The following is a 16,201-nucleotide window of genomic DNA, read 5'->3' as shown; positions in this document are numbered from 1 at the left end:
TCGGTTTGCTCTCTGGTACATCCGTGGTGAAGCGTGCGTTATTCCAGCTTGCGATTGGTGCTGGTGCAGCCAGTGTCACCTTCGTGCTGGGGCGTATTTTCTCGGGCTAATTTAGCGGCCACTCTTGTTGGCCATCCGAGGGTTTCTCCACGCAAGCGCCGGGTAATACGACAGAAGGCGGTGCGGACAGGATCCTGGAGCCCAAAAGTGCGGGGGAATACGCGCCCCAAAATAAAAGTGTGGGGATATATGGTCAATTCTCGGCCATTTTTCGCCCATATTCCTCCGCAGTTTTCACAACCGACCCTGATATACCCGCGCAGTTTTCCGGCGCGCGGACACATTTTGGTGTAAACCCCCAAGCGCCGTAACAACGCAACACCAGCGTCGCAACAATGCAACATCAGCGCCCTACCAGCACTGCACACCAACGCAGCACACAATGATAAAGCCGGCCGGAGAACCCATCTCCGGCCGGCTAATATCCGCTGTCACTGGGTGCACTCATGCACAACAAGTCATCCTGTATTACGACTTCTTACCGTGGCAGCGCGGGCACAGGCCGAACACCTCGGCGGTGTGGCCGGTGAGAACGTAGCCGTGCTCGTCGGCAGCCTGCTGCGACCATTCTTCGACGGGGCCTCCGTCGATCTCTACGGCGGCTCCGCAGTTGGTGCATACCAAGTGGTGATGGTGCGTCGAGGAGTTGCACTTGCGGTACAGCGCCTCGCCACCAAGGCTATTGAGAACGTCGACTTCTCCGGCGTCGGCAAGTGCCTGAAGGGTCCTATACACAGTGGTAAGCCCGACGCTCTCACCCTTGTCGACGATGCGACGGTGAATGTCGCCCGCAGAGGCGAACCGAGGAAGGTCAGCGAGGGTATCTTCGACGGCTGCCCTCTGGCGGGTGGAACGGATGCCGATTGTCTTACGGCGTGGTGTCGTAGTCATGTAATTCTTCTCCTTAGTGTCGTTTGCTCGGGGGCGCGAGTCGGTTGTGGTCTGGCTCACGATGTGGTCTGTGAGCAAATGACGCGTGTTACATCTGTTGGGTTCTCGGCAGCGTCCGAGGGGATACTGTGGTGCACCCACTTAATATTTAGTGAAATTCATATGTGAGCGTTACATCTAAATATATAAATTTTGGATTTTCCTGTATCAGAGGCCCTAACGGACACCTGTGTACCACTCAGGCGCGGTCCATGGCGCCGGACATCCGGATGGAAAATGAATACTGCTGTGGGAGCAAATATGTATTGGTACTGTGGAAGATGCCTCGCAGAAACAGTTGGTAGCGTTATCCAGCGTGTTTCGGAGTGTTCTCACAGTGGGAGGCGGATTGTGGAATGGGTACTGATTCACTAGACCGGGCTTTCGCTCGGCTCATATCCCGCCAGCCGCGATTCGCACCTGAAATAGGTGGCGTATCACCCAACGGTTTTCATAGTAGACCGGATGAGGGTGCCCTGTCGAGTAATGAAAATCGTCACCCCATCGGTCCGACGTCTGAGCAGGGCTTTGACCAGACTCCCGAGCAGGAGAGTGCCGGAGCGACGTGGACCCTTTCTGACCTCGTAGACCCCAGCGTGATGAGCCGCAATGTTGCCGCAGCACAGCGCCAATTCCAGCTAGAGTCCGAAAAAAACGCGGCCCACCTGTGGCTCTACAGCTTCTGCAACACCCTCGTCGCCCCTTCGCTGTGGCTCACGGTGCAGGAATCGGTGTGCCCCAGCCCGAACATCGACGACGGAATTCTCCAGCATAGAGAAGGCATGTGGTGGAGCTTCCATCCCCGGGCAACCACAACGCGTGATCAATTTGGCGCTATTTTTGCCGACACGATCCGCCCCGTCATCGAATCCCTCGCTGATGTGACCTCGGTCTCGCCGGCCCCACTCCGGGCCATCGCCGTCGACGCTTTAGGAAGTGCCGCCACGGAAGCAGGCAACGACGATTTCGCGCCAGAGGAAGGGGAAGAGTGCGCGGCAACGTGTGAGGACGCGTTCCGCGACGAAGCGGCGACATGGGGCGCCCGGGTGCCGCCATTCCGTTCCCAGTGGATTACCGACGCGATGGGTGAGGAGCGTGTCGTCGTCGTGAGATCATCGTGCTGCATGATGTATCGCTCGCCGATGGCGGATATGTGCACGAACTGTCCGCGTCGAGATAAAAAATCTCGGCGGAACCTTCTTGAGTTATAGATGCCGGGCCCTGCGTGGAATCACCCGTCACGCGACAATCCGCCACCCGCCGGAACCCGCCACGCGAAACCCAGCTCCCGCAGCCATCTAACTTTTAGCTCACCCTATCCTTATGGCCTGTAGAAAGGCTCGGGCTCGGCGTACACTCGTGGCAACGCCTATCGCGGTTCGGCCGGCGTTGGAAAGGTAGTGGAGGGACATGAATTTCCTAGAATTGATCGCGGCGGCTCTCGACCGGGAAGGGATCGAATCCCGTATATCGGGCGAGGCCCTGTATGTCCCCATCTCGCCGGACGTGGATCTCCGTTGCGAAGAGATCAATTCAGACATTCCGGCAGCCAATGTGTACGTGGCCGTCGCTAATACCGCGCCGGGCGACGATGTATCCGATGACGACGCCATGCTGGTCACAGCGATATTCACTGTCGAGGATGCCGTCGATACGGTCAATTTCCACGTTGCGACGGACCAAGCGGTGACGATTATCCGAGATCTTCTCGACGGATCAGATGCGCGTATTGCGGATTTGGACTTTGAACAAGATGACGAGGACCCGACGCTGCTATCCGCGGATGTGGGGGAGTCGTCGTCCCTGGAAGTGGTGACGACGGTGGATTCGTCGTCCCCGTCCGTCAGTGTGGCATTTGTGACCTATATCGACCCCGACGACCCCGACGACGCAGATGACTCCGACGAATCCGATGATGTCGACGACGCGGATGAACCTGATGACACCGACGACCTAGACACAGCCGACCCAGATGCATCCGAGAACGACGGCGATTTCCGTGACGATGACGTCGCTGTGGAAGTCATGGATCTGGGGGTGTTCAAAGACTATGACACGGTGTTTAACGTGCTCAGCGTCGCTGTAGACCAAGCGGAGAATTGGGAGGCTGAGCTCATCAACTCAGCCAACGATCCATGGGGAGGCAGTGCGCGTGATCCGTGGGTGAACGAAGCGTAAGCGCTGGCTAGAGCGCTACGGCACGCGCGGTACGGATACAGCACCACGGCACCCGCACCACCGCTACCACATCAAGACCGATGCGCCGCTCTTGCTTTCGCAAGCGGTAACATCCGCCTGGCTTTCGCACTTAAGAGTGATCTTTTCATTGGTTACCGGGGATGTTGCGGTAAACGACAAGGGCGTCATCTGGCTCAGCTTCTTGGACCCGGTCACCTTGTTAAAAGCTTCGCCTGCAGCAGCACTAGCAAACTCGCAAGTTGTGCCTTCCACCGCTGCGACCTGCTCGATACCTTTCTTAATCGCCGCGTCATTTCCACGACTACAGACAGTCATCGTTTTGCCATTGCGCGTAAATTGCACGCCCGGGGGATAGAACGGCATACCGCTAGCCAAGGCTGGCTCGCCCAACTCTTTGGTTGTTCCCGCTCCACGGACGTCTTTAACGTCGGTGTTCTTCTTGTCAGACCCCACGACAGCATTAAGCAGCGCATTGTCGTTCGCAGCACCACTGTTGTTAGCGCCAGATGGATCTGCAGCAGAGCTCGGCGGGATCGAGGGGCCCTCGCCATTGTCCTCTGACGGAGCAGGGCTCTTTTGTGCCGACGGGGCAGCAGTCCTGGTCGACGTCGACGTGACAACACTGGTGGAGTTGTCGTCGTCCGAGTTCGAGGAACATCCGGTGACGACACCACACAGAGCGATGGCACAGCCGCCTGCGGCAAGTACTTTCAGCGACGTGCGTCGGTAATTACGCCCTCGAATGGGGGCCTGTTGGCCAGTTGACATGGTGGTATCTGTTGCTGTGATGGGGTCGGATTTAATGGATCGCACCCACTCGAGCGTACCGTTACAAGAGAGCCGTGGGAAGTTCACGGAGGATGCCCCGAAGTCCGCGCTTACAGTTACTGGTTTCAGTGGCACGTCTGTGATACCCGCTCACCCCTGACTTGGAGCGCACGGATGGAAGGTATCGCTCATGCCCTTTGACCAGCTACTTTCGTTGATACTCCTGGTTCTTGTGTTCTTACTGGCCATCAGTAAGAAGCTGAATATCGGTATCTTGGCCCTTGCCGCCACACTTCCTCTCGCCGTGATTGCGGGGGTCGACGCCAAGCAAGTTTTCGAGTTCTTCGACGGCAAACTGGTGGTCTTGATTGCCGGCGTATCACTGCTCTTTGCCCATATGAAACAGTCGGGTGCCTTGACGTGGTTGATAGTCAAAATTTTCGACGTCGTAGGGGACCGGGTTTACGTTTTGCCTTGGGCAGTGTTCATTTTGGGCGCTGCATTATCGACGGCGGGCGCTTTTGCTACCGCGCCGATTGCGCTATTGGTGCCGATGGTGGCCTATGTGTCGTCGCGAACGCGCCACATGTTCTTCATTAACGAGCTTGCTGTGATTATCGGGGCGAATATGGCTGGCCCGTCGCCTTTGAACCCCGTCGGTGCTCTGATTAGTTCGATCGCTGCGGATCACAATGTGTCCTATTCCAAGTGGGGCGTCTGGGCCGTCGCGATGGTGACGGCGGTGGTTGCCGTGGCCGTGCTGCAGGTTATTTTCACCGCGACGAAGTGGGGCCGTGCCCGTGCGAATATGAAGCCTGAACAGGTCGTCGAAGGCGCGGCCGACGACGCCGTGGAGCGGCCTGTTTATGCAATGTGCTCGGGCCTCGCCTTGATCATGTTTGTGGTCTGCGTGATTGCCTTCGGTTGGGATGTCGGATTGACCGCGATGGCGATGGTCGTCATTTTGCAGCTGGTCTTTAACCCGCCGGAGAAGGCGCTGCTGAAGACGGTGCCGTGGAATGCCATCATCCTGTTGACTGGTTTGCTGACGTACCTGGGCGTCATGAAGCACATTGGCACGATGGATTCGATCCAGCATGGCATGTTGTCTATCGGCAGCTCGGCCCTGCTCCTGGCCGCGATCGTGTACTTGACCACCCTGTTGTGCAATATTGAATCCTCGACGTTGGGCGTGTTGGGGCTTGCGTTGCCGATCGCGATGTCGTCGTTCCCGGGGAATGAGCATATGACGTGGGTGATTGCCGCGATTGCAGCTCCGGCGGCGTTGATGGTGGTTAACCCTGTGCACGTCGCCGGCACCTTGGTCGTTGCCCAGGTGCAGGAGGAGAAGCAGAACAGGACCTTCCGTTTGCTGCTGAGCTTGGCGATTTCCATGGGTGTGATCGCCCCGCTCTTGCTGCTGATCTATCCGATGATGGTGGTTTAACGGGCCTAGCCGCCCGAGCCACCACGCGCGCCACCAGGTGGAATCGCTTTTTTCTGGCCGGACGCGTAACCTGTTGGGGACTGAGCGCACCGGCTGGAGCCCACCATTCTTGTGAATAGGCACCTGCCTTACCTGCGTTTGGGTTCCGACGGGATGGCTTCACAAGGTCCGCCCGTGGGAGTGTGATAGCTGCTTGTCGTCGTTGCTGTTGAGACAGCCGGTGGCCAATAAGTGGCTATTGTGATGTGAAACGTTGTTGAGTACCGACGAATACCGTTACGTCCTCACTCGTGAACCTCTGACCAGTGTTCACCGTTCTACTTCTTGTCGACGCTGACCTTCTTCCCCTTACTACTGTTGCGATCTTTTGCGCTCTCGGGTGATTTCTCGAGCGAATGGCGCGGCAGAGCGCTGTGGTGAAGTCGAGTGTGAAAGCTGTTGACGAAGTGCGGTTGAGTGTCCAGCCCGGTTGAGAGTTCACCAGTGATGGCCTCCGATGAAGTTACGCGCGTTGGATGTGAGCGTTGAAACGGATATGTCGGGCAGAAAATAGATGGGTAAAAATATATGGCTGACGAGCCCACCACCCCGACCGACTTTGAGACAAACTCCGTTAAGGGAGGCGAGAGCGCAAGCTCCGCAATGGGAAATGAGAGTGAAGGCCCGACGCAGGGCACTGACATGAGTGTGAATGAGAATGTGGACGAGCAACGCGGCGCTGAGGATGATGCGTTGACGTTGGACGACGTGATCTCCGCTGATTCGGTGGATGATTCGAGGGATAAGTCTGAGCCGACGACGAGCTCAGACGTGGCAGATAGCGCAGATGAGGCGCACACCGCTTCGACTGAAAACGGCGGTGACGAAACCCGTGCGGAGGATGCGCCTGAGCAGGAGAGCACGTCCGATCAGGATGCGCCGGCCAAAGAAACGTCGGACAAAGAAAACTCCGACGACGATGCGTCTGGCAAGGAATCGTCGGACAAAGAGGCATCAACGGACACCGATGATGACGAGGACGAGGGCCCGTCTTTCGACGACCTGGACTTGAGCGATGACGTCGTCCGTGCTGTGAAAAAGGTCGGATTTGAGACCCCGTCGCCGATTCAGGCGGCCACGATTCCGATCCTCGCTCAGGGGCGTGATGTTGTCGGCTTAGCTCAGACCGGTACCGGTAAGACCGCTGCTTTCGCGCTGCCGATCTTGTCGCGGTTGGATAGGTCGCAGAAGAAGCCCCAGGCATTGGTGTTGTCGCCGACGCGTGAGCTCGCGCTGCAGGTGGCGGATGCGTTCCAGGAGTTCGCTGACCATTTGGGTGGCGTTCATGTCCTCCCGATTTATGGTGGCCAGTCGTACGGCATCCAGTTGTCGGGCTTGCGGCGTGGAGCCCACATTGTGGTGGGTACGCCCGGTCGCGTGATTGATCACTTGGAACGCGGCAGCCTGGATCTTTCTGAGCTCAAATACCTCGTCTTGGATGAGGCGGATGAGATGCTCAACATGGGTTTCCAGGAGGACGTTGAGCGTATTCTCGCCGACACTCCGGAACATAAGCAGACGGCGTTGTTCTCTGCGACGATGCCGGCGTCGATCCGTCGGTTGTCAAAGCAGTACCTGGAGGATCCGCGTGAAGTCACGATTAAGTCGCAGCAGCGCACGGCGGACAACATCCATCAGCAGTATCTGCTGGTCAACCACCACTACAAGCTGGACGCGTTGACTCGTATCCTCGAGGTCACCGAGTTCGACGCGATGATCATGTTCGCTCGGACGAAGCAGAACACTGAGGAGCTCGCGGAGAAGCTTCGTGCTCGCGGGTTCTCTGCCGCCGCGATTAATGGTGACATGGCGCAGAATCAGCGTGAGCGGACCGTCGATCAATTGCGCGATGGTCGCCTGGACATTTTGGTGGCGACGGATGTGGCCGCTCGTGGCCTGGATGTGGAGCGCATTTCCCACGTCGTCAACTATGACATTCCGCACGATACGGAGTCCTATGTGCACCGTATTGGACGTACCGGCCGTGCGGGCCGTTCCGGCGAGGCGATATTGTTCGTGACCCCGCGTGAGCGGCGTTTGCTGCGGTCCATCGAGCGTGCGACCAAGTCCTCGATCGAGGAAATGCAATTGCCGACGGTTGATGAGGTCAATGAGACCCGCAAGGCCAAGTTCGCGCAGTCGATCACGGAGTCCTTGGCGGACCCGCAGGTTGATTTGTTCCGTGGCCTGATCAACTCCTACGCCGAAGAACACGAAACACCGCTGGCAGACATTGCTGCTGCACTTGCAACCCAATCGCAATCGGGCGATGAATTCCTGTTAAAGGAAGACACTATCCGGCGTAATGATCGTCGCAATGATCGACGCGGCCGCAGGAATGACCGCGAGCCCGATACTCGTAGCTTGAACGAGCGCTTCAGTGGCAAGGAGCCTCCGCGGTTCACTGATCGCACGGGTAAAGAAATGGCTGTGTACAAGATCGCCGTGGGGAAGCGCCAGCAGGTTCGGCCTGGGGCGATTGTGGGTGCCATCGCGAATGAGGGCGGCCTCAACTCCCGTGATTTCGGTAAGATTTCGATCTTCTCGGAGCACTCCTTGGTTGAGCTCCCTGCGGATTTGCCGATGGAGGTTTTTGAGGCGTTGGAGGACACGCGGGTGTCCGGCCAGCTCATTAAAATCGAGCCGGATCCGGGTGCGCCAGCAGGTCGGCCGGGTGCGCATAAGCGGGATCGCCAGTCGGGTGATCGACGCGGTGGCCGGTTCAATGATCGTGGTCATGGTGACCGTCGTTCACGTGGTCGTGATGGTGGCCGTGGTTTTAATGACCGTGGATTCCGTGGGCGTGGCCGTGACGATCGGGGCCGCGATGACCGCGGTCGCGGTGGACGCGATTCATGGGATCGTGGAGACCGACGTCGCGACGGTGGTCGTAATGATCGTCGTGACGGGGGCCGCAATGATCGGAACCGTGGTGGCCGGGATTGGAACGGCCGAGGCGGCCGTGGTTTTAACGACCGTGGATTCCGTGGGCGCGGTCGCGACGACCGGTACTAAACCGGAAATTGGGCGGGAGTGAACCCGCCCTGAACCAGTAATAAAACAAATGGAGGCCGGCAGCATTGCGCTGTCGGCCTCGTCGCAGTTATACGTCCTGTGGCGTCAACGACTTAAGGTCGGAAGAACATCAAGATAGCGGTGATAACCCACAGGGCGTTGAAAATTCCGGAGAACATGTTGAGCATCCCCGGGGTCTTATCCCATTGTGCGGGCGGAACCTCGTCGGGTTCGATGTCGTCGGCTTCGTCGAGAAGATTTAGGTCCGCGATCAGGGTCCTTTGCTTAGGAACGATGACGAAGAAGAGGATTCCCCACCCGATCACCGTCAGCAATATGCCGGTGTGGATGAAGTAGTTCTTGAGGGCACCATCGACGGTAAAGAGGGCACCAAATCCGATAAGGGGAACGAGCAAGGACCACAATCCGTAGGCTTTGGTGATCGAGTGCAGCGATTGGGCTCGGCCTCGCGCTAACTCATCACCGTTATGCGCTGCCTGTGCAGCTTTCGGGAATTGGGAGGTGGCTACCATGACAGGGCCGATCAGAATGATCGCCGCAATGACGTGGATAAGCACCATGAAATGTTCAGGCACGATGTGTCCTTTTCCTTGGGGTCAGGGGTCGTCAATGAATACGTCGTCTGTCAATAGGGTACCTGCCAGCGAATAGTGGCCGGTCGAAGGGTCGATGACATGACACGAAGTCAGATTCGACGTTCCGCGTGGTGGCGTGGCGACGCGCTGGGCCCGGTGTGCTGTTTGGTTTTCTCAACAGGCATCCCGCAGGGCACTGGCGTCCCGTTGAGTCAGGGCAAGGTCGTACGCGACAATCACCTTGGCGTAGGTGGTGGCATACCAGCAGGCTTGTCGCGCGCTCGGCGGCATCCATTCTTCCGGCGTTTTGTCGCTCTTTGTCCTGTTCACATGGGAATCGGTCACCACCAGATTCCGTTTCCTGTCATTGGCAAAGCTCATCCGTTCCTCGCGCGACCACTGTGCCGCACCCAAGTCCCACGCGGCAGCGAGCGGCACGATGTGGTCGATGTCGATAGATCCGATGGTGAGGTTCTTGCCTGTATAGGGGTCGAGTCCACGCCCGCCGACAACGTCGCAGGTGTCAGCCGTTTTTATGTCATCAAGTTGTTCACGAAGAACATGTTGCCGAGTGGTGCACCATGTTCCTTGCGGAGTAGGGGATCGCGCCCACCCGTCGCCGAATTTATCGCGCTGATATCCCAGAATTGTGGTCCGGTAGTCAATAATTCGTGCCGACGACAGAAGCGCGTCCAAGGAGCGACGCTCGCTGGTGTCGGGGCGATGCCTCATGGCGACGATCGTTACAACGAGAAGCCCTGCGACCAGGACGAGAGTGACGACGCTGAGCCTGCGTCGGCAATAAGCATGTGGAGATGAAAAAACGTGGAGCACGTCTGTTTAGACGCACTCCACGTGGTGAGGTTCCAAGGAAAGTCCAAGGAAAACTAGGCCTTGATGTTGCCTTCCTCGATCTTCTCCTGAGCTGTCGCGATGTTCAGCTCGGGGTTGGCTTCCGCGACACGGGCGAGGCGGGAGGCCTCGTCGAAGCCGTCGGTGATGCTCTTGTCAGGTTCGGGCGTCGCCAAGGTCACGGCGATCATAGCGATTGTGCTGCAAATGACGCCCGGGATCATCTCGTAGAGCCCGTTGCCGAACGGGGTGTCAACGATCCACTGGCCCCAAACGAAGGCCACGACCGCACCAGTGACCATTCCAGCCAGCGCACCCTGGTAGTTCAGACGACGCCAGTACAGTGCGGCCACCACCATCGGGCCGAATGCAGAACCGAAGCCGGCCCAGGCGAAGGACACCAGGTTGAGGATCTGGCTGTTCGGATCCAAAGCCAGCAGCGCGGCGACGACGGCCACCATGATCACGGCAGCGCGGGAGAGGTTGATCAACGTCTTGTGGCTCGCGTTCTTGTTGATCAGACCGTTGTAGATGTCCTCAACCAGCGCAGAGGAGACAACGAGCAGCTGGGAGGCGATCGTCGACATGATAGCCGCGAGAACCGCCGTCAAAATAAGACCAGCGATCAGCGGGTGGAACAGGATCTGCCCCATATCCAGGAAGATCGTCTCGTAGTTGACGGTGTCGTCGATGTGGATTGAGGGGTCCTGGCCGAAGAAGGAAGGCCCAATGACGGCCACCATAGTTGCGCCGATGATGCAAAGGGACATCCACACAACGCCGTAGCGACGTCCGGATCGTGCCTCGGAGGGCTTACGCAGGGCCATGAAGCGGACAATGATGTGTGGCTGTCCGAAGTAACCCAAGCCCCATGCCAATCCTGAGATGGCGGTGATGAAGGACACGCCGTTGAACAGGGAGAACCAGTGGGGGTTGGAGCTCAATGCTTCGTGGAAGCCGTAGTTGTGCTCGGTCTGGTAGGTCCAGATTGAGCCGGCGTCATGCATGTGCAGCAAAGCGAAGGTGGGGACCAGGATCAGCGCGATGAACATGATCAGGCCCTGGACCGTATCCGTGTAGGACACAGCCAAGAAACCACCGATGAAGGTGTACGCAACGGTCACACACGCAATGACCAGCATGCCGACGAGGTAGTCGCCACCGAATGTCGACTGGAAATACTTGCCGCCGGACACCATTCCCGACGCGACGTAGAAGGTGAAGAAAACCAGAATGATGAGGCCAGCGGCGATGCGGAGCGCATGGCTCTTGTCGTTGAGCCGCTTTTCCAAGAACGACGGAATGGTGATGGAGTTATCCGCGATCTCCGTGTAGGAACGCAACCGTGGGGCGGTCCACTTCCAGTTGGCCCAACAGCCGATCAGGAGGCCGATGGGCATCCATAGCTGGCCGAAGCCCGACACGTACATGGCGCCAGGCAGCCCCATGAGGAGCCAGCCGGACATGTCCGACGCCCCGGCGGAGAGGGCGGCGACGAACGGGTGCAGGCCGCGTCCGCCAAGCATGTAATCGTCGTATTCATCGGTTTGGCGGAACGAATACAGACCTATCGCAAGCATGGCGAGCAGATAAATCACCATGGCGATAATGAACCACGTTTGTTGACTCACAAAGACTCCTCGGTGGTTAGCGTGCTGGGACAGCAGTTCCATCAATCATGAACCGCTACGAATAGGGACAAAGAATACGAACAAATACGAATAGAAAAATTGGGGATTGATAAAAGAGCGTTTTCAGGGTGTCACGGATACGAAGGCGTATCAAATCCGGCGGGCTGTTTTGCCCACACTGATCCTTAGTTTTTTCGTGGTTTTCACGTCGTTGTCACGCGGTTTTGGCGACTCAATCGAAAATATGTTCAACGGTGTTATGTGGATGTCTCGACTGTTTGTCTCGTCGGCCTGGTATCAATGAAACCATGACTGCGTATCTTCTCCATGTTTTGTGGCCGGTGCATTCCGGCATGCATGTGTGGGTGGAGGAGACCGATGGTCACAAGGTGGTGGCTAATTATTCTGACCTACCGCGTGACCAATTTCCGCAGGTCATTCTGGATGCGTTAACCAATCATGGTCGACGGACGGTGGCGCCACGGCGTGCGCACGCTGTGCTATCAACGCCAAAAGGGCGTCTCCGCGAGTTGACGATCCCGACAGTGGAGTTCACTCCGGATCAGGCGGTCGAGTTCCTGATAGCGCTGGCCCGGTTGCAGGACAATGATGAGCTTCCGGACGACGTGGGTATCGCGCCGGAAACGGAATTCGTGCTTACCCTCTTGCGCGGATTGGAAAAACTCCGCATGTCCGGACGCGTCCTCTTCCGAATGCAGTGGGTTGACCAGGAATGGATTCCGATGTGGCAGCCCGCCGTCGGCATGGCGGAACGCGTCTGGCTGGCCCAGATGGTTGAGGCAACACCGGAGGTGCTAACGCTCTCCGGCGGTCGTGATCTCGCTGAACGAATTTCCGTCCCACTTATCGACGCCTTAGCACGGCGGACGTTGGTGTCTATGCCTGACCAGGAGGAGATTGTTCAGCCTCTGGTCCGCTCACTTATTGACGGATCACCGTTGGATCGGGCGACCGGGTCGATGGTCGTCGATATCAATACGTGGCGTAGCAAAATGTCGTCGGAAAGCTATGACCTCATCTTTATTGTTCACGAACCCGACGATGTGGAAACGGAAGAACCGCGTCTCAACCCGGCGGATCCGCGTGCCGCCCGTGAGCTGGCGGAGGCGGACATAACCCGAGATGACGTCGCATCCCGGCTGATCGATACAACCGACAACGTTCATGACTTCGGTACCACTGCGGAGCCTGAACCCGAGATTCAGTGGCGGATCCGTTTGGCTTACCGCTCGGGCACCGACGCGCCCGCACCGATTCCGCAGCCGATCAATGACCCTGCACTTCGCAAGCGTGTGGACGAGCAACTAGAGCGGGCATCGCATGTGTGGCCACAACTCGCCACGTATGGCATTGACCCTGATACGCGCGACTATCTCTTATCCACGAACGACATTGTGGAATTCATTGACAGGGGCGCAGATGCGCTTCGGAACATCGGGTTCCGCGTCCTCGTTCCGGCGCCATGGACAAAGGAAAAAGTCCGAGTGTCACTATCAGCGCAGCCCTCGGTGGTGAACGGGCCAGGTGACGCGAAACTGGGTTTCGACCAGCTCTTGGACTTCTCATGGTCCGCATCTATGGGCGGTACCCAACTATCGCCCGCCGAGGTAGATGACCTCCTCCAATCCAGCACGGACCTCGTCAACATCCGAGGGAAATGGGTGCAGGCCGATACTCGCGTGCTCAAAGCGGCATCGAAGCACTTATCGTCCCTGGTAAATAGGACTGCTGGCAAGGACAACAGCAGTACCGACGAGAGTCAGGTGACAGTAGGCCAACTCCGTCGCGCTACCGACGAGATTCGTCGCGATCTTCGCGACGATGGTGAAACAGGATCAATTATTGCCGACGGAATAGCCGCGTCACCTGGCGACGGTGACGAGGATTCCGACGATCCCAACGCGGACGACGCCAGCGTGATGGTAGAAGCAGCGACATGGATTAGTGCGCTCATCGGAGTGAATAAAGCCATAGCGCCTCAGCGCATGGACACGCCGTCGGGAATCACTGTTGAGCTGCGAGAATATCAGCGTCGAGGTTTTGACTGGCTCGTGTGGATGACGTCGCAACATCTTGGCTGCGTGCTGGCTGATGATATGGGTCTCGGAAAAACACTGCAGACACTGACGCTTTTGGCCTATGAAAAAGAAAATGCGGTGCCGTCGGGGCCAGTCCTTGTTGTTGCTCCGACATCGGTGATCGGGAATTGGATTGCGGAGGCGAAAAAATTCGCGCCAGGCCTGAGCACCTACTTGCACCATGGTCCAGAGCGGCTCGAAGGTGAAGCACTGACGGGTAAGATCGCCGAAACCGACCTCATTGTCACCACCTACGCCATCGCGACGCGTGATCAAGAGGTTTTAGGGAAAACGTACTTTCACCGCATCGTCATAGACGAAGCCCAGCAAGTGAAGAACCCCAGTACGAAGAACGCGAAAGCTCTTCGGACTTTGCAGGCATCTCACCGGCTTGCGCTGACCGGCACGCCCGTCGAAAACCGGTTGGATGAGCTGTGGGCAGTGATGGACTTTTGTAATCCCGGCCTCTTTGGGAAACGTAACGAGTTTCGTGACCGGTATTCTATCCCGATCGAGCGGTACCACGACGACAACCTCACAGCGGACTTAAAAACGCTCACGCAACCATTCATTCTCCGGCGAGTGAAAACCGATCCCGCTGTGGTCGACGATCTTCCCGAAAAGAACGAAGCTGTGTTGGTAGCAGAGATGCTTCCGCAACAGGCGAGTCTGTATAAAACCGTCACGGCCACCGTGGCTAAGGAACTCGAGTCCAAACAGGGAGGGATGGATCGTCGTGGACTCATATTTAAGCTGCTCACAGGTTTAAAGCAGATATGCAACCACCCCGCGCAGTACCTGGGGGACGACTCACCGTTTTTGGACGGAACCCACCATCGCTCCGGCAAAGTCGCCACCGCCGAACCCCTCGTGGATGAAGCGCTCCAGCAGGGGCGAAAGGTGCTGATCTTCACCCAATTCGTCGTGTTCGGGAATATGCTCAAAACATATTTCAACAACCGATATGGAATTGACGTGCCTTTTCTTAACGGCTCGGTAGAGCGAAAAGAACGGGACCGCATGGTGAATACTTTTAATTCCCCGGCGGGCCCGCCGATCATGATTCTGTCCCTCCGAGCAGGGGGAACCGGCCTGAATCTCACCGGAGCCAGTGTTGTTATTCACATGGACCGGTGGTGGAATCCGGCCGTCGAAAACCAAGCTACTGACCGTGCGTATCGCATTGGCCAAGAACACGACGTCAGCGTGTATAAGCTAATTAGTAAAGGAACGATCGAAGAAAAAATCAACGATATTATCGAAGGGAAACTCCAGCTGGCCAGCGCCGTTGTCGGCACTGGTGAGGCCTGGATTTCCGAGCTGTCAGACGATGAGCTTCTCCAGTTGGTCGCCATGAAGGAATCTACAAAGCCTATTCGGTCCGAATACACTAACGCTCGGGCGCGGCATAGCCTGCCAACGACCAGCAATGCCGGGAGACACCATGAGTGACACACCGCATAATCACTCGCGATCAGGCGATAAGCGACGTCGTCTCACCGTCGACGATAACGTTATCTACCTGAACTTCGGGCGAAACCGGGACACCGCTGACGTAGATGGTGAGGAGACCTCGGCCCCTCGACGTCGGGCACCCCAATCTCAGCGTGCTGTATCCGCCAAGACTGCGAACCGACAGGCAGGGGGAAAGCGACGCGTTAGTTCCCCTCGTGGTCGGGACGCCCGTAGCGCGCACCCGTGGCCAGCCTCAGTAGTCATGCGTCAGCTCGATGACAACACCGAGGCCGGGAGGAAGAAGCGAGGCCGCGATTACTTCCGACGAGACTCTATCCTGCGGGTAGATATGGAGGATTGGCAGATAGTCGCCCAGGTGATGGGGTCTCAGCCGGAGCCGTTCACCATCCACGCGTATGTTCCGCATGATCCCGATGCCGTCGACCACGCTATTAAATATTTGGCCGACGATGATCAGGCCTATGAAAGCTTTATGCAGCTGCAGGAAGATCGTCGCCTCGAAAGCATGCTGTTCCCGTTCGACGACGCACGGTGGTCATGCAGCTGCCCTGACCCGGACCCGTGGTGCAAACACATCTACGCCGTTGGCCTATATCTGCAAGAGCGGTTTACCAGCGACCCTTTCAGTATTCTCCGCGTGGCCAACACCACCGGAGCGGACATCTCTCGGCGAGTTCATCAGGCCCAGGGATACCCAGAGACTGGACGCGGGACGTCGTCATCGACTCCGGATCTCTCTAGTTCTGATGCATTCGGACAGAACAACGCAACAGCGCGACGTGGATGGGATGCAGGTGGGGGCAATTTGTCTGCTTATGGCGTCGATGGGCAGCAGACCGACCCCGAGACGTTTTGGGGCGTGCCCACCAACTACCCGGCTCCACCGGACGTGAAGAAAACATCGGCCCTGGAAGACCATGACCAACAAGCCCTTATGAAAGTTCTCAGTTGGGTTTCGTATGGGGCGGTGGGGCAGCTCAGTGCACGCAGTGACCTCGAAGACGCTTATCACCACCTCATGACCGCACCGCCAGAAATGGCTCACCCCGACGAACAACAAGAACACGCAGATCAGTCCCCGGATGACGA

The 16,201-nt window shown here is 57.5% G+C and carries 11 protein-coding genes; 6 read left to right on the top strand and 5 right to left on the bottom strand.

From position 1 onward, the window contains the following. Positions 1-528: 528 nt before the first annotated feature. Entirely contained in the window at positions 529-951 is a 423-nt protein-coding gene (locus Q3981_RS01620) for a Fur family transcriptional regulator (protein ID WP_012731946.1), read from the bottom strand. Between the two features lie 395 nt (positions 952-1,346). Here Q3981_RS01620 and Q3981_RS01615 point away from each other — a divergent pair, with 395 nt between their 5' ends. Together Q3981_RS01615 and Q3981_RS01610 are read left to right on the top strand one after the other, a co-directional pair. Then, positions 1,347-2,201, top strand: a complete 855-nt coding sequence (locus Q3981_RS01615) for a (2Fe-2S)-binding protein (protein WP_303123207.1) — start codon at positions 1,347-1,349, stop codon at positions 2,199-2,201. 199 nt (positions 2,202-2,400) lie between these two features. Beyond that, positions 2,401-3,168: a hypothetical protein gene (locus tag Q3981_RS01610; RefSeq protein WP_303123205.1), complete on the top strand. Its 768-nt coding sequence runs from the start codon at positions 2,401-2,403 to the stop codon at positions 3,166-3,168. A gap of 63 nt (positions 3,169-3,231) precedes the next feature. Here the strand turns inward: Q3981_RS01610 and Q3981_RS01605 are convergent, their stop codons facing one another. Next, complete coding sequence (locus tag Q3981_RS01605; protein WP_303123199.1) at positions 3,232-3,957, bottom strand: hypothetical protein; 726 nt, start codon at positions 3,955-3,957, stop codon at positions 3,232-3,234. 190 nt (positions 3,958-4,147) lie between these two features. On the opposite strand from Q3981_RS01605, the gene Q3981_RS01600 reads away from it, so the two are divergent. Together Q3981_RS01600 and Q3981_RS01595 are read left to right on the top strand one after the other, a co-directional pair. Further along, complete coding sequence (locus tag Q3981_RS01600; protein WP_303123197.1) at positions 4,148-5,404, top strand: SLC13 family permease; 1,257 nt, start codon at positions 4,148-4,150, stop codon at positions 5,402-5,404. A gap of 567 nt (positions 5,405-5,971) precedes the next feature. Further along, a complete protein-coding gene (locus tag Q3981_RS01595; RefSeq protein ID WP_303123195.1) occupies positions 5,972-8,458 on the top strand; it encodes a DEAD/DEAH box helicase in 2,487 nt (828 codons plus the stop codon). A gap of 113 nt (positions 8,459-8,571) precedes the next feature. Here Q3981_RS01595 and Q3981_RS01590 read toward each other — a convergent pair whose 3' ends face one another. The 3 genes from Q3981_RS01590 to putP form a co-directional block, all read right to left on the bottom strand. Next, a complete protein-coding gene (locus Q3981_RS01590; RefSeq protein WP_012731940.1) occupies positions 8,572-9,054 on the bottom strand; it encodes a hypothetical protein in 483 nt (160 codons plus the stop codon). Positions 9,055-9,228: 174 nt separating this feature from the next. Next, positions 9,229-9,888, bottom strand: coding sequence for an HNH endonuclease family protein (locus tag Q3981_RS01585; RefSeq protein WP_303123193.1), 660 nt, complete (start codon positions 9,886-9,888; stop codon positions 9,229-9,231). Between the two features lie 53 nt (positions 9,889-9,941). Continuing rightward, complete coding sequence (gene putP / locus Q3981_RS01580) at positions 9,942-11,537, bottom strand: sodium/proline symporter PutP (RefSeq protein ID WP_303123191.1); 1,596 nt, start codon at positions 11,535-11,537, stop codon at positions 9,942-9,944. 308 nt (positions 11,538-11,845) lie between these two features. Between putP and Q3981_RS01575 the strand changes: the two genes are divergently transcribed. Beyond that, on the top strand, positions 11,846-15,088 hold the full coding sequence (locus tag Q3981_RS01575) for a DEAD/DEAH box helicase (protein ID WP_303123189.1): 3,243 nt from the start codon (positions 11,846-11,848) through the stop codon (positions 15,086-15,088). After that, positions 15,081-16,201, top strand: a 1,121-nt coding sequence (locus Q3981_RS01570) for a hypothetical protein (RefSeq protein ID WP_303123187.1), incomplete at its 3' end; no start/stop codon positions are given. The genes Q3981_RS01575 and Q3981_RS01570, both read left to right, overlap by 8 nt.

This window comes from Corynebacterium sp. (genome assembly GCF_030530965.1).
Lineage (GTDB): Bacteria > Actinomycetota > Actinomycetes > Mycobacteriales > Mycobacteriaceae > Corynebacterium.
This window is presented reverse-complemented; position numbering and strand designations above follow the sequence as displayed.

Coding starts and splice junctions, on each gene's coding strand:
- Q3981_RS01620 (WP_012731946.1), bottom strand. CDS start 951: ATGACTACGACACCACGCCGTAAGACAATCGGCATCCGTTCCACCCGC.
- Q3981_RS01615 (WP_303123207.1), top strand. CDS start 1,347: ATGGGTACTGATTCACTAGACCGGGCTTTCGCTCGGCTCATATCCCGC.
- Q3981_RS01610 (WP_303123205.1), top strand. CDS start 2,401: ATGAATTTCCTAGAATTGATCGCGGCGGCTCTCGACCGGGAAGGGATC.
- Q3981_RS01605 (WP_303123199.1), bottom strand. CDS start 3,957: ATGTCAACTGGCCAACAGGCCCCCATTCGAGGGCGTAATTACCGACGC.
- Q3981_RS01600 (WP_303123197.1), top strand. CDS start 4,148: ATGCCCTTTGACCAGCTACTTTCGTTGATACTCCTGGTTCTTGTGTTC.
- Q3981_RS01595 (WP_303123195.1), top strand. CDS start 5,972: ATGGCTGACGAGCCCACCACCCCGACCGACTTTGAGACAAACTCCGTT.
- Q3981_RS01575 (WP_303123189.1), top strand. CDS start 11,846: ATGACTGCGTATCTTCTCCATGTTTTGTGGCCGGTGCATTCCGGCATG.